The 13,495-nt window shown below is 62.5% G+C and carries 12 protein-coding genes; 7 read left to right on the top strand and 5 right to left on the bottom strand.

What is annotated here, in order from left to right; genetic code table 11:
* Positions 1-132: 132 nt before the first annotated feature.
* Positions 133-1,065, bottom strand: coding sequence for a LysR substrate-binding domain-containing protein (locus CAG22_RS00315; protein ID WP_075046777.1), 933 nt, complete (start codon positions 1,063-1,065; stop codon positions 133-135).
* 182 nt (positions 1,066-1,247) lie between these two features.
* Between CAG22_RS00315 and aspA the strand changes: the two genes are divergently transcribed.
* From aspA to CAG22_RS00295, 4 genes are all read left to right on the top strand, one after another.
* On the top strand, positions 1,248-2,672 hold the full coding sequence (gene aspA, locus CAG22_RS00310; protein WP_003260072.1) for an aspartate ammonia-lyase: 1,425 nt from the start codon (positions 1,248-1,250) through the stop codon (positions 2,670-2,672).
* Positions 2,673-2,915: 243 nt separating this feature from the next.
* Positions 2,916-3,908, top strand: a complete 993-nt coding sequence (locus CAG22_RS00305) for an AraC family transcriptional regulator (RefSeq protein WP_085703964.1) — start codon at positions 2,916-2,918, stop codon at positions 3,906-3,908.
* A gap of 225 nt (positions 3,909-4,133) precedes the next feature.
* Complete coding sequence (locus tag CAG22_RS00300) at positions 4,134-5,177, top strand: histone deacetylase family protein (RefSeq protein WP_025341136.1); 1,044 nt, start codon at positions 4,134-4,136, stop codon at positions 5,175-5,177.
* On the top strand, positions 5,177-6,280 hold the full coding sequence (locus tag CAG22_RS00295; RefSeq protein WP_085703962.1) for a polyamine ABC transporter substrate-binding protein: 1,104 nt from the start codon (positions 5,177-5,179) through the stop codon (positions 6,278-6,280). The genes CAG22_RS00300 and CAG22_RS00295 overlap by 1 nt, the downstream gene beginning before the upstream one ends.
* Before the next feature lie 132 nt (positions 6,281-6,412).
* Here the strand turns inward: CAG22_RS00295 and CAG22_RS00290 are convergent, their stop codons facing one another.
* Positions 6,413-7,957 (bottom strand): PLP-dependent aminotransferase family protein, encoded by a 1,545-nt coding sequence (locus tag CAG22_RS00290; RefSeq protein WP_085703960.1) that lies wholly within the window; start codon positions 7,955-7,957, stop codon positions 6,413-6,415.
* A gap of 90 nt (positions 7,958-8,047) precedes the next feature.
* Here CAG22_RS00290 and CAG22_RS00285 point away from each other — a divergent pair, with 90 nt between their 5' ends.
* From CAG22_RS00285 to CAG22_RS00275, 3 genes are read left to right on the top strand one after another with little or no spacing between them, the layout of a single operon-like run.
* The gene (locus CAG22_RS00285; RefSeq protein ID WP_085703958.1) at positions 8,048-8,677 is read left to right on the top strand and encodes an FMN-binding negative transcriptional regulator; all 630 of its coding nucleotides are present in this window, start codon (positions 8,048-8,050) and stop codon (positions 8,675-8,677) included.
* 11 nt (positions 8,678-8,688) lie between these two features.
* On the top strand, positions 8,689-9,135 hold the full coding sequence (locus tag CAG22_RS00280) for a GNAT family N-acetyltransferase (protein WP_025341140.1): 447 nt from the start codon (positions 8,689-8,691) through the stop codon (positions 9,133-9,135).
* A 7-nt stretch (positions 9,136-9,142) separates the two neighbouring features.
* Entirely contained in the window at positions 9,143-9,814 is a 672-nt protein-coding gene (locus CAG22_RS00275; protein WP_085588854.1) for a GNAT family N-acetyltransferase, read from the top strand.
* Positions 9,815-9,864: 50 nt separating this feature from the next.
* Here the strand turns inward: CAG22_RS00275 and CAG22_RS00270 are convergent, their stop codons facing one another.
* From CAG22_RS00270 to oadA, 3 genes are all read right to left on the bottom strand, one after another.
* On the bottom strand, positions 9,865-10,143 hold the full coding sequence (locus tag CAG22_RS00270) for a helix-turn-helix transcriptional regulator (RefSeq protein WP_085588857.1): 279 nt from the start codon (positions 10,141-10,143) through the stop codon (positions 9,865-9,867).
* Positions 10,140-11,465, bottom strand: coding sequence for a HipA domain-containing protein (locus tag CAG22_RS00265; protein WP_085703956.1), 1,326 nt, complete (start codon positions 11,463-11,465; stop codon positions 10,140-10,142). Before CAG22_RS00265 ends, CAG22_RS00270 begins: the two co-directional genes overlap by 4 nt.
* Before the next feature lie 217 nt (positions 11,466-11,682).
* The gene (gene oadA / locus CAG22_RS00260; protein ID WP_025341144.1) at positions 11,683-13,491 is read right to left on the bottom strand and encodes a sodium-extruding oxaloacetate decarboxylase subunit alpha; all 1,809 of its coding nucleotides are present in this window, start codon (positions 13,489-13,491) and stop codon (positions 11,683-11,685) included.
* Positions 13,492-13,495: the final 4 nt, after the last annotated feature.

Genomic DNA, 13,495 nt, shown 5'->3' with positions numbered 1-13,495 from the left:
AAAACAACAAGCCACGCGGGACGACCGGCGTGGCTTGTTTGCTGATCAGGACCGGACGCATCCGGTCGAAAGGCCGCGCAGTATACCGTAAGGTGGTGCGTTTAAGGCACCCCGGCGACCAACTGTCGCCCCTTATTTTTCGGGGCTTTGACTGACTTTTGGGTCAACCATCGCCGCCCCCTCGAGCTTGCGCCACAACAGCCTCACATTGGCCTTGCGCACCAGGGCGCAGCGGTACAGGCGGATTTCCAGCGGCACGTGCCACTGGCTGCCGCCACAGATCGCCAGTTCGCCCCGTTCCAGTTCGCCACGCATCGACAGGCGCGGCACCCAGGCGATGCCCATGCCTTCCAGCGCCATGCTCTTCAGACTGTCGGCCATGGCGGTTTCATAGACGGTGGTATAGCGCAGGTTGCGCTGACGCAGCAGCAAATTGACCGAGCGACCGAGGAAGGCGCCGGCGGTATAGGCCAGCAGCGGCACGCTGCCCTCGCCTTCCAGGTCGAACAACGGCTTGCCCTCGGCATCCACGGCGCATACCGGCAACATTTCAGTGGTGCCCATGTGCAGCGACGGGAAGATCTCGGCATCCATCTGCAGGGCGGCATCCGGGTCATAGAAGGCAAGCATCAGGTCGCAGCCACCTTCGCGTAATGCATGCACGGCATCTCCGACGTTGGTCGCAACCAGGCGGGTGGCGATGTTCAACCCGTCGTTGCGCAACTGGGCCACCCAACGCGGGAAAAAGCCCGATGCCAGGGAGTGTGCCGCGGCCACCTGCACCACTTCACCCTGCCCGCCTTCCAGATGATGCAAGTGGCGGAGAATTTCGCTCAACTGGTCGACAACAGTACGCGCCGTGACGAGAAACAGCTGGCCGGCCTCTGTCAGTTCGATCGGCGTACGGGAACGATTCACCAATTGCAGGCCCAAGGCTGCTTCCAGGCTGCGAATGCGCCGGCTGAAGGCCGGTTGGGTGACGAAACGCCGCTCTGCCGCCTGGGAAAAACTGCGGGTGGCGGCCAGCGCGCTGAAGTCTTCCAGCCATTTGCTTTCAAGGTTCACGAAGCACATCTCCTGGCGTGCACCAAAATGGAACACGCTCGAATGTCAATTGGCGTCACATGAAACACTATGCCGTTTGTGCATAGGTTAGCGTGCAACAGCATTGGCCGCAAAATCACCTTCAGGCCTAGGATTGGCGCCATTCCGGCATGTGCCGGGTCAAAATCGAGATGATATACATCATGTCCTCCGCTGCATCGTTCCGCGTCGAAAAAGATTTGTTGGGTACCCTTGAAGTTCCTGCAGATGCCTACTACGGCATCCAGACCCTGCGCGCTGCCAACAACTTCCACCTCTCCGGTGTTCCGCTGTCGCACTACCCGAAGCTGGTCGTGGCCCTGGCCATGGTCAAGCAGGCTGCTGCCGACGCCAACCGTGAGTTGGGTCACCTGAGCGATGCCAAGCACGCTGCCATCACCGCAGCCTGCGCCCGCCTGATCAAAGGCGATTACCACGACCAGTTCGTGGTGGACATGATCCAGGGCGGTGCTGGTACTTCTACCAACATGAACGCCAACGAAGTCATCGCCAACGTCGCGCTGGAGGCCATGGGCCACCAGAAGGGTGAGTACCAGTACCTGCACCCGAACAACGACGTGAACATGGCGCAGTCGACCAACGACGCCTACCCGACCGCCATCCGTCTGGGCCTGCTGCTGGGCCACGACGCCCTGCTGGCCAGCCTCGACAGCCTGATCCAGGCCTTCGCTGCCAAAGGTAAGGAATTCGACCACGTACTGAAGATGGGCCGTACCCAGCTGCAGGACGCCGTACCGATGACCCTGGGCCAGGAATTCCGCGCCTTCGCCACCACCATGACCGAAGACCTGCAGCGCCTGCGCTCGCTGGCCCCGGAACTGCTGACCGAAATCAACCTGGGCGGTACCGCCATCGGCACCGGCATCAACGCCGACCCTGGCTACCAGGCCCTGGCCGTACAGCGCCTGGCTGCCATCAGCGGCCAGCCACTGGTACCGGCTGCCGACCTGATCGAAGCCACCTCGGACATGGGCGCCTTCGTGCTGTTCTCCGGCATGCTCAAGCGTACCGCCGTCAAGCTGTCGAAGATCTGCAACGACCTGCGCCTGCTGTCCAGCGGCCCGCGCACCGGCATCAACGAGATCAACCTGCCAGCGCGTCAGCCAGGCAGTTCGATCATGCCAGGCAAGGTCAACCCGGTTATCCCGGAAGCCGTCAACCAGGTGGCCTTCGCCATCATGGGCAACGACCTGGCCCTGACCGTCGCCGCCGAAGGTGGCCAGCTGCAGCTGAACGTTATGGAGCCGCTGATCGCCTACAAGATCTTCGACTCGATCCGCCTGCTGCAACGCGCCATGGACATGCTGCGCGAGCACTGCATCGTCGGCATCACCGCCAACGAACAGCGCTGCCGTGAACTGGTCGAGCACTCGATCGGCCTGGTCACCGCCCTGAACCCGTACATCGGCTACGAAAACGCCACCCGTATCGCCCGCGTTGCCCTGGAAACCGGCCGCGGCGTACTGGAACTGGTGCGCGAAGAGAAGCTGCTGGACGACGCGATGCTCGACGACATCCTGCGTCCGGAAAACATGATCGCTCCCCGTCTGGTTCCGCTGAAGGCGTAACCAGGCCGCTGTAAACAGTCTCACCAGGTCGAGGGACTAGACACCTCTCAACCTTTCCAAGGCCCGAGCCTATGCTTCGGGCCTTTTTTTTGCCTGAAGGATTTGGGGCTGCTTTGCAGCCCATCGCGACGCAAGGCCGCTCCTGCAATAGCCCTGCGTACACCGGCCAATGTGGGAGCGGCCCCCGAACATCGGCACACAACTTGCTCCATAATGCGTCCCAGCCCAACGGGATTACCCAGCATGCTGCACAGCCACCTGACCACCCTCAACGCGGTTTCGCTGATCCTCAACGTCTTCCAGGCAGACGGTTGCGACGCGTCGGCGCTGCTGGCCGGCAGCGGCATCGGCCCGGCAGACCTGGGCCATGCCGATGCGCGCATCACCACCCAGCAGGAACTGCAGGTGTGCGCCAACGCCGTTGCCCGACGCGAGGATATCGGCCTGGAACTGGGCCGGCGCATGCATGTGTCGTGCTACGGCATGCTCGGTTACGCCCTGCTCTCCAGTGCCACTTTGGGTGACGCCTTGCGCCTGGCGCTGCAGTATCCGGCACTGCTGGGAACAGTCTTCAAGCTGCGTTTGCTCGACGACGGTCAGCGCGTCTGGTTGAGCGCCAGCGACTACCACGACAGCCCGACGCTGACCGCCTTCAACGCCGAGTTCTGCCTGGTGTCGCTCAAGGTCATCTGCGACGACCTGCTCGGCCGCCCCCTGCCCCTGCTGGCAGCCCGTTTCGAACACCCACGGCCCGGTTACCACGCACTCTATGCCGGGGCATTCCAGTGCCCGGTCGGTTTCGAGGCCGAGGACAATGCCTTTGCCTTCGAACGGCGCTGGCTGGACACACCACTGCCGCTGGCCGACCCGATTACCCACAAGGCCATGAGCGAACGCTGCCGGCGCCTGAACCTGGAATTCACCGGCCGCCAGGCCTGGCTGGGGCGGATTCGCCAACTGCTGGCGCAGCAACTGGATGCAGCGCCCGGGCTGGAAGGGCTGGCGCGGCAGATGAACTGCTCATCGCGCACCCTGCGCCGGCATTTGCAGGCGTTGGGCAGCAGTTATCAACAGCTGCTGGATGAACTGAGGTTCGAGCGGGCCAAACAATTGCTGGCTGATGAGCAGATGCCGATCTATCGGATTGCCGAGTGCCTGGGGTTCAGCGAGACCGCCAGTTTTCGGCATGCCTTCCAGCGTTGGAGTGGCGTCGCGCCCAGCCATTTTCGCGGTTGACCTGTACCGGCCTCTTCGCGGGCTTGCCCGCTCCCACAGGTTCTGCACAACGCCCCAGTGTTGCGGGATACCTGTGGGAGCGGGCGCGCCCGCGAAGAGGCCGGTACAGGAAAAGCGGGCCAAAGAGCTTGGCCATATCGATCCCCTTTTGGCCACTTGCGTCGTTCTCCCCCACTGGCCCGCCCATGAGAATGGGCCCACGCCAGTACCCACCGGAGAACAACAATGCTGACGATCTATTCCGATGACCACCGCCTGCACCACGGCCGCTGCGAGCTGATCGACGGCAAGCTGATGCCCTGTTTCGAAATGCCGTCACGCGCCGACCATGTGCTCGACCAGGTCAAAAAGCGCAACCTTGGCGACATCCAGGGCCCCACCGACTTCGGGCGCGCACCGTTGCTGCGTATCCACAGTGCCGGCTACCTGGACTTCTTCGAAGGCGCCTGGGCGCGCTGGGCCGCACTGGGCCAGGAAGGCGACCTGCTGCCGTTCACCTGGCCCGCACGCACCCTGCGCCAGGTAAAACCCACCGGCCTGCACGGTGAGCTGGGCTACTACAGCTTCGATGCCGGCGCACCGATCACCGCCGGTACCTGGCAGGCCGCCTACAGCGCCGCCCAGGTCGCCCTCACCGCGCAGGCAGCTATCCAGCAAGGCGCCCATTCCGCCTTCGCCCTGTGCCGCCCGCCAGGGCACCATGCCGCCGGCGAAGTCATGGGTGGCTATTGCTACCTGAACAACGCCGCGATCGCCGCCCAGGCCTTCCTCGACCAGGGCCGGCGCAAGGTCGCCATCCTCGACGTCGACTACCACCACGGCAACGGCACCCAGGACATCTTCTACAACCGCAACGATGTGTTCTTCGCCTCGATCCATGGCGACCCGCGCGACGAATTCCCGTTCTTCCTCGGCTATGCCGATGAAACCGGCGAGGGTGCCGGTGAAGGCTGCAACATCAACTACCCACTGCCGGCCGGCAGCGACTGGGCCGCCTGGAGCGCTGCCCTGGAGGACGCGTGCCAGCGCATCGCCGCCTATGACGCCGATGTGCTGGTGATCTCGCTGGGCGTGGATACCTTCAAGGACGACCCGATCTCGCAGTTCAAGCTGGACAGCCCGGACTACCTGGAAATGGGCAAGCGCATCGCTCAACTCGGCAAGCCGACCCTGTTCGTGATGGAAGGCGGCTACGCTGTGGAAGAAATCGGTATCAACGCGGTCAATGTGCTGGAAGGCTTCCAGCACGCCCAGCCAGGAGCCCGGTAATGGTCCGACTCAAGCGTCTGCTCGCCCCGTTCATCGCCGCCACCCTGTTCACCGGTGCCCTGCAAGCCCAGGCCGAACAGCGCACCCTGCGGGTGTACAACTGGTTCGACTACATCACCCCGCAAACCCTCACCGAGTTCCAGAAAGACAGCGGGGTGAAGCTGGTCTACGACATCTTCGACACCAACGAGGCGCTGGAAGCCAAGCTGCTGACCGGCAACTCCGGTTATGACGTGGTAGTGCCGTCCAACGTGTTCCTCGCCAAGCAGATCGAAGCGGGGGTGTTCCAGCCACTGGACCGCAGCAAGCTGCCGAACTGGCAGCACCTGGACCCGGCGCTGATGAAGCTGATCGAGGCCAACGACCCCGGCAACAAATTTGCCGTGCCTTACATGTACGGCACCGTGCTGATCGGCTTCAACCCGGCCAAGGTCAAGGCTGCGCTCGGCGACAACGCCCCGGTGGACAGCTGGGACCTGATCTTCAAGGAAGAGAACATCGCCAAGCTCAAGCAGTGCGGCGTGGCCCTGCTCGACTCGCCGTCGGAGATCATGCCGCTGGCGTTGCAGTATCTGGGCTTGCCACCGAACAGCGACAAACCGGCTGATTACAAGAAAGCCGAAGCGCTGATGCTGAAGGTCCGCCCGCACATCACCTACTTCCATTCCTCGAAATACATGGCCGACATCGCCAACGGCGATATCTGCGTGGCAGTGGGCTACAGCGGCAGCTTCTCGCAGGCCGCCAACCGCGCTATCGAGGCGAAGAATGGCGTAGTGGTGGACATGCGCCTGCCCAAGGAAGGTGCACCGATCTGGTTCGACATGCTGGCGATTCCGAAGAACGCGGCCAACCCGGAAGATGCCCACGCGTTCATCAACTACCTGCTGCGGCCCGAGGTGATTGCGCCGATCAGTGACTTTGTCGGGTACCCGAACCCGAACAAGGATGCGACCGACAAGGTGAGCCCGGCGATTCGCAACAACCCCAACCTGTATCCGACGGCGGAGGCGATGGCCAAGCTGTATACCCTCAAGCCCCTGGCGCGGGATGCCGAACGGGCTCGGACCAGGGCCTGGACGCGGATCAAGTCCGGTACCTGATTTAGAGCCGGGGGCTGCTTTGCAGCCCAATCGCCGGCAAGCCAGCTCCCACAGGTACTGCATCTGCCTCGAAAGCAGTGGAGATCCTGTGGGAGCTGGCTTGCCGGCGATTGGGCCGCCTAGCGGCCCCATTCACTTTCTCCAGGCCTTGCGCAAGCGCATCAAAGCCTCGGCAATCTCCCCCTCCGGCACCGCTGCAAACCCCAACACCAGCCCCGCGCGCTTATCCACAGGCTGCTCGCTATCCGCCAGCCAGAAATTGCTCAGCGGCGTCACCTCCACCCCCACCGCTTCAGCCTTGGCCACCAGCTCCTGCTCTCGCGAAAAGTTATCCACATCGACCTTTACATGCAGCCCGGCCGCCACCTCCGGCATGCCGCCCAAACCCGGAATATCCACAGGCCAGCCAGCCTTCAGCACATTGCGCCGGCTCAACGCCGCCTTGCGCATGCGCCGAATATGCCGCTGGAAGTGCCCCCGGGCCATGAACTCGGCCATCACGCACTGGCTACTGACCTCCGAATGCCGCACCGCCAGCGCCCTGCCCTGGCTGAACGCCTGCGCCAGTTGCGGCGGCAGTACCAGGTAGCCCAGGCGCAACGCCGGAAAGGCGATCTTGCCGAAGGTACCGACGTACAGTACCCGCCCGTGCCGGTCGAGCGACGCTAGCGGGGCCAGGGGCGCACCGCTGTAGCGATACTCGCCGTCGTAGTCGTCTTCGATGATCCAGCCTTCGCTGCGCTCGGCCCAGGCCAGCAGTTCCAGGCGGCGCGCCAGGCTCATGGTCACCCCGGTCGGGTACTGGTGGGCTGGCGTGACATAGGCCAGCCGGCAATCCGTCAGTTGCCCGAGCCGGCGACAGTCCATGCCATCCTCGTCCACCGGCACGCCACACAACCTGCCACCGGCCAGCGCAAAGGCATGCCCGGCTGCGCGGTAACCCGGGTTTTCCACAGCCACACCGTCGCCCGGCTGCAACAGCAACTGTGCACAAAGGCTGATGGCCTGCTGCGCACCACTGGTGATCACAATTTGTTCAGCAGTACAACTCAGCCCACGCGAGCGACGCAGGTAGGCCGCGATCAGTTCGCGCAGCAGCGGCTCGCCTGCCGGGTCGCCATAACCCAACTGCGCCGGAGCCGGGTTGCGCCAGAAACCCGCCTGCAGCTTGGCCCAGACGTCGAACGGGAACAGGTCGAACGCCGGAATACCGACGCGAAAAGCACGCGGTGCACCGCTTCTTGGGGGCGGCAGATGGTTACTTTTCAGGCGCTGCAAAGGCTCGCTGGAACAGCGCTTGCTGGATAAATCCTCAGTGTTTTCTGAGGGAAATGTGGATAAGTCTGTTGATAACCCCCGGGATAACCCTGTGGATACTTGTGTGGATAGTTTTGCAGCGGAGAGTTTCGGTAACTGGCTAACATAGGTGCCGTCGCCTACCCGGCTTTCGATGTAGCCCTCGGCATATAGCTGGTCATAGGCCCGCACCACGCTGTTGCGTGACAGCGCCAGCATGGCGGCCAGATCACGAGTGGCCGGTAGCCGCGTGCCACTGCTCAGGCGCCCGTCCAGCACCCGCGCACGTAGCGCCTGGTACAGCTGCTGGCTGAGCCCGCGGCGGCGATCGAGGGCGATTCCGGCAGGGTCGAAAGGCAACACTAGGGGGCGCTCGCTCACGGTATTGGACCTATAAAAACAGCTGTTAATGGCTCTTACTATGAACCAATAGCCTGCCTAGGATGGAGCCATCGCACAAGGAAACCGAGCATGTACAACAGCAAACCCCATCAGGAACACGACCTCGGGCGCCTGCACCAGCACATGCTCGACACCCGCCTGGCCATCCTGGTCAGCAAGGGCGAACAAGGCCTGCTGGCCACGCACCTGCCCGTGCTGGTCGATATCGCCGAAGGCGAATTCGGCACCGTCTATGCCCACCTGGCGCGGGCCAACCCCCAGTGGCACGACCTGAAGCAAGGCGGCGAAGCCCTGCTGGTGTTCCCCGGCGCCGATGCCTATGTCAGCCCCGGTTACTACCCGAGCAAGGCCGACAACCCCAAGGTGGTGCCAACCTGGAACTACCTGGCCGTGCACGCCTATGGCCCGGCCCAAGTGATTCAAGAAGCCGAGCCATTGCTGGCCATTGTCAGCCGCCTGACCGAGCACCACGAACAAGGCCGCAGCGAACCGTGGAACGTCACCGATGCCCCGCGTGACTACCTCGATGGCATGCTCCGCGCCATCGTCGGCATCCGCCTGCCCATCGCCCGCCTGCAGGGCGCGCGCAAGCTCAGCCAGAACCGCTCTGAGCAAGACATTGCCGGCGTGCGTGAAGGCCTGAGCGCCAGCCCCGATTACCTGGATAACCAACTCGCGGCGCACATGCGCCAACTCTGAAGGAATAGCCCATGTCCAGCGTTACCCTGCGTCCTGTTACCACCCAAGACCATGCTGCCTGGCTCGCCCTGTGGCAGGCCTACTTGCACTTCTATGAGTCCGAATTGACCGAAGAGGTCAGCCTCAGCACCTGGCAACGCCTGCTCGACCCAAACGAACCGACCCATTCGGCCCTTGCCTGGGTCGATGGCAAGGCAGTGGGCATGGTCAACTTCATCTACCATCGTTCCAACTGGAGCATCGGGAACGCCTGCTACCTGCAGGACCTGTACGTGGACAGCACACAGCGCGGCCTTGGCATCGGCCGCCAGCTGATCGAGCACGTCTACGCCAAAGCCAAGGCCGACAACTGCGCCAAGGTGCACTGGCTGACCCATGAGACCAACGCCACCGCCATCAGCCTGTACCAACAGGTTGCCGAGCGCTCGGGCTTCATCCAATTCCGCAAAGAGTTCTAAGCCGAACATGACCGACGCATTGAACTGGAAACCCGCCGCAGCCCCCCAGGCCGAGCCCATCGACGGCCGCTTCATCCGCCTGGAAAAGCTCGACCCGGCGCGCCATGGCGACGACCTCTGGGAGGTGCTGCAAGGCCCGGCGGCCGACCCGGTGCTGTGGGACTACCTGCCCTATGGCCCGTTCACCGAACGTGCCGCCTTCGACCGTTGGCTGGAAGGCAACGCCGCTGGCCGCGACCCGCTGTTCTACACCGTCATCGACCGCGCCAGCGGCCAGGCACAGGGCATCCTGAGCCTGATGTCGATCGTGCCCGACCACGGCCGCATCGAAATCGGCCACATCGCCTTCGGCGCTGCCATGCAGCGTACGCCCAAGGGCACCGAGGCGGTGTATTTGCTGGGCAAGCTGGGCTTCGAGCTGGGCAACCGCCGGCTGGAGTGGAAGTGCAACAACGCCAACGCACGCTCCAAGCGTGCAGCGGAGCGGTTTGGCTTTGTGTTCGAGGGGGTTTTCCGCAAGCACCTGGTGGTGAAGGATCACAACCGGGATACGGCGTGGTATTCGATTACCGATGATGAGTGGCCGGCGCTGGCGACCGCGTTCGAGCGCTGGTTGAGTGAAGAGAACCAGCGGCCGCAAGGCCAGGTGCGGACACTTGAGGACTGCCGTAGGGGGTGAACGGCATAACCGATCACGGGCCGGCAGGCCCGCGATCGGTGCAAGCCCGGTTATCTGATCGGGCTCGCACGCCTGACGACGCCCATCTGCAAACCGAACGGTTTGAATACCGCGTTCAACGATTTGAGCGTGGGGTTACCGTCCCCCTGCTCGATCTGAATGAGCGTTCGCACGGAAATCTTGCACATCAGCGCAAACTGGGTCTGCTGCATCTTTGCAACTTCTACGCGCAGGCGGCGAACGGCAGTACCCAGCTCGATTGTGCCGTCGGCAATACCTTCGCGCACGCCATCGATCATCAGACCTCGGGCATCGATGGAAACCGTCATGCCAACCCCCACTCCGCCATCCGGCGCTCGAGCTTGCCCAGCGCAATCGCCGGGTGATTCATCACTACCTCCGGGAGCCCAAGGCCGGACAAGATATCGGGCAATGCCAATAGGTGCCGGGCCTCCTGACGCAGGCGCTGGTAAGCCTCATCCGGATCGATGAATTCGGCCAGCGCAACACAGGCTGCCTGCCAGTCGATTTCGCCTGCTCTTTCGATCAAAGCGGGCCACTTCGTCGTTCTGGTTACTCCTTCCTGATCCATCACCATCGGTGCCAAGTCGTAAATGGGTGCAAGACACACCGTGTCGCGGGTACGAATGATCGCTGTATTACGTCCATGGTTATCGGCGTTACCCAGGATCTTGTTGATCAGGTCGCGCCGCAGGTAATCCGCGATCAGATCAGGCACCTCTTTACCCTGCCCGGCCATCTTCCACAAGCCAACGAGCGTCTCGATCACCTCCAAATGCCCCATCCGGCTACCGGGTTCGGTTACACCACACAAGGAATACATCGATTCCACGGCAAACCGCTGTACTCCCTGATCGGTAACCTGACGGTCGAAGCGTTCCATCCACAGGCTGGGCTTGGCTCCCTCTTCCAGCGCCATGTGTTCACTGGCCACCGTCTCGATGCCAAGCTGCTGCAACGCCCTGTAATAGAGGTACTCGGCCCGCAGGATCTCCTGATCATCGGCCAAGGCCTGGTGCCTGGCGAACTTGATGAACCAATGGCGACAGGCCCTCTCATCCGCAAGCACCGCGTCCGGGTACAGCTGGCCGTTTTCATCTTCGGTCATCAGCAGCTTTGGCGCCTCTCCACCGGCGCCTGTCGCGCCACCTATGGCCGCGCCCTGCTCGTAGGCGTACTCCAGAAAACGTTGATCGCGAACGATGACGTCCTGGCGGGTAAAACCGATGGGGTCCGCAAGGTCCAGTAACTCAGCCGACTCCCTAATGCGCATATTGCCAATCGGAGCTGGGGTGGAGCGCCCTAGCAGAAACAAGTCTTCCCCCATGCCTGCCGGTTTTTCACGACCGATATGCCTCAGCAGAAAACGCTTCGCAGCCCCTGCAGGCGCGATGTCGTAAAGGAATGCAGGAGCATGCGGTAGACGATGAGAGCCAAAGTCCACCGGGAGCTTGGCACTGGCCGCCTGGCTGAACAGGCTGTCGTACGCATGCAGATTGGTCTTGACGTAGTTGGATGTGTATCCGAACTCGCAAGGGCTGGAGAGGCTTCTTTCCGGTTCGGCGAAGGCGATGGCAATAGCATCATGCCATTTACCTTGGTCATGTAATTGGAGCGTGAGTCGGTACATTGGCCACCTGCAATTTACTGCATGTTTTCGATCAGCCTCAGCCGTCAGCCTGCAGTATAGTGCAGATGTTTTTCTGAACCACACCCAATTTATGCATTTTAGTGCAGATTATGGAGGCTTTGGCGCCTGTAATCTGCACTAAATTGCATATTGCTCCATAAAAAAAGGGGAGCATTCCGCTCCCCAGAGGTTAACCGCTTGTAGATGAAGGCTTATCTCAGCCTTCGATCTCGATCAGGATCTCGCCCGGTGTCACGCGGTCGCCCTTGGCCACGTGGATGGCCACGACCTTGCCAGCGATACCCGCCTGCACTTCGGTCTCCATCTTCATGGCTTCGGTGATCAGCACGGCCTGGCCGGTCTTGACCATGTCGCCTTCCTTGACCAGCACATCGACGATGTTGCCTGGCATGGTGGTGCTGACGTGGCCCGGGGCACTGGCCTGCTTGCGCTTGCTGCTGCCGCCGCCGACGAATTCGTTGAGCGGCTCGAACACCACTTCTTCCGGCATGCCGTCGATCGACAGGTAGAAGTGGCGCTTGCCTTCGGCCTTCACGCCCACACCGGTGATGTCGACGCGGTAGGTTTCGCCGTGCACGTCGATGACGAACTCGGTCGGTACGCCTTCACCGCTATGGGACGCCACTGCGCCCGCTTCAGGAATTGGCAGCAGGACTTCAGGGGTCAGGGTGCCGGCTTCGCGTTCTTCGAGGAACTTGCGACCAATGTCCGGGAACATGGCGAAAGTCAGCACGTCTTCTTCGCAACGGGCCAGGGCGCCGATATCGGCACGCAGCTTGGCCATTTCCGGCTTCAGCAGGTCGGCCGGGCGCACGTCGATCACTTCTTCACTGCCGATCGCCTGACGGCGCAGCTGCTCGTTGACCACGCCCGGAGCCTTGCCGTAACCGCCTTGCAGGTACAGCTTCACCTCGTTGGTGATGGTCTTGTAGCGCTCGCCGGCCAGCACGTTGAAGAACGCCTGGGTACCGACGATCTGCGAGGTCGGGGTTACCAGCGGTGGGAAGCCGAGGTCTTCACGCACGCGCGGGATCTCAGCCAGCACTTCGTTCATGCGGTTGAGGGCGCCCTGCTCCTTGAGCTGGTTGGCCAGGTTGGAAATCATGCCGCCCGGTACCTGGTTGACCTGCACGCGAGTGTCCACGGCAGTGAACTCGCTTTCGAACTGGTGGTACTTCTTGCGCACGGCATAGAAGTACAGGCCGATTTCCTGCAGCAGCTCCAGGTCCAGGCCGGTATCGAATTCGCTGCCCTTGAGCGCGGCAACCATCGACTCGGTACCCGGGTGGCTGGTGCCCCAGGCGAAGCTGGAGATGGCGGTGTCGATGTGATCGGCGCCGTTTTCCACAGCCTTCAGCTGGCACATTGCGGCCAGGCCGGCAGTGTCGTGGGAGTGGATGAACACCGGCAGCGACTGCTCGGCCTTCAGCGCCTTGACCAGTTCGCCGGTGGCGAACGGGGTCAGCAGGCCGGCCATGTCCTTGATCGCCACCGAGTCGCAACCCATGGCTTCCATCTGCTTGGCCTGCTTCACGAAGGCTTCGATGGTGTGTACCGGGCTGGTGGTGTAGGCGATGGTGCCCTGGGCGTGCTTGCCGGCAGCCTTGACCGCTTCAATGGCCACACGCAGGTTACGCACGTCGTTCATGGCATCGAAGATGCGGAACACGTCGATACCGTTGACCGCTGCCTTGGCGACGAACGCCTTGACCACATCGTCGCTGTAGTGGCGGTAGCCCAGCAGGTTCTGGCCGCGCAGCAGCATTTGCAGGCGGGTGTTGGGCAGTGCCGCGCGCAGCTTGCGCAGGCGCTCCCACGGGTCTTCCTTGAGGAAGCGCACGCAGGCGTCGAAGGTGGCGCCACCCCAGACTTCCAGCGACCAGTAGCCGACCTTGTCAAGCTTGTCGCAGATCGGCAGCATGTCTTCGGTACGCATGCGGGTGGCCAGCAGGGACTGGTGGGCGTCGCGCAGGATCGTGTCGGTTACGTGAATTTTCTTGGACATTATG

The sequence above is a fragment of the Pseudomonas sp. B8(2017) genome (assembly GCF_002113575.1).
Classification (GTDB): Bacteria; Pseudomonadota; Gammaproteobacteria; order Pseudomonadales; family Pseudomonadaceae; genus Aquipseudomonas; species Aquipseudomonas putida_Z.
This window is presented reverse-complemented; position numbering and strand designations above follow the sequence as displayed.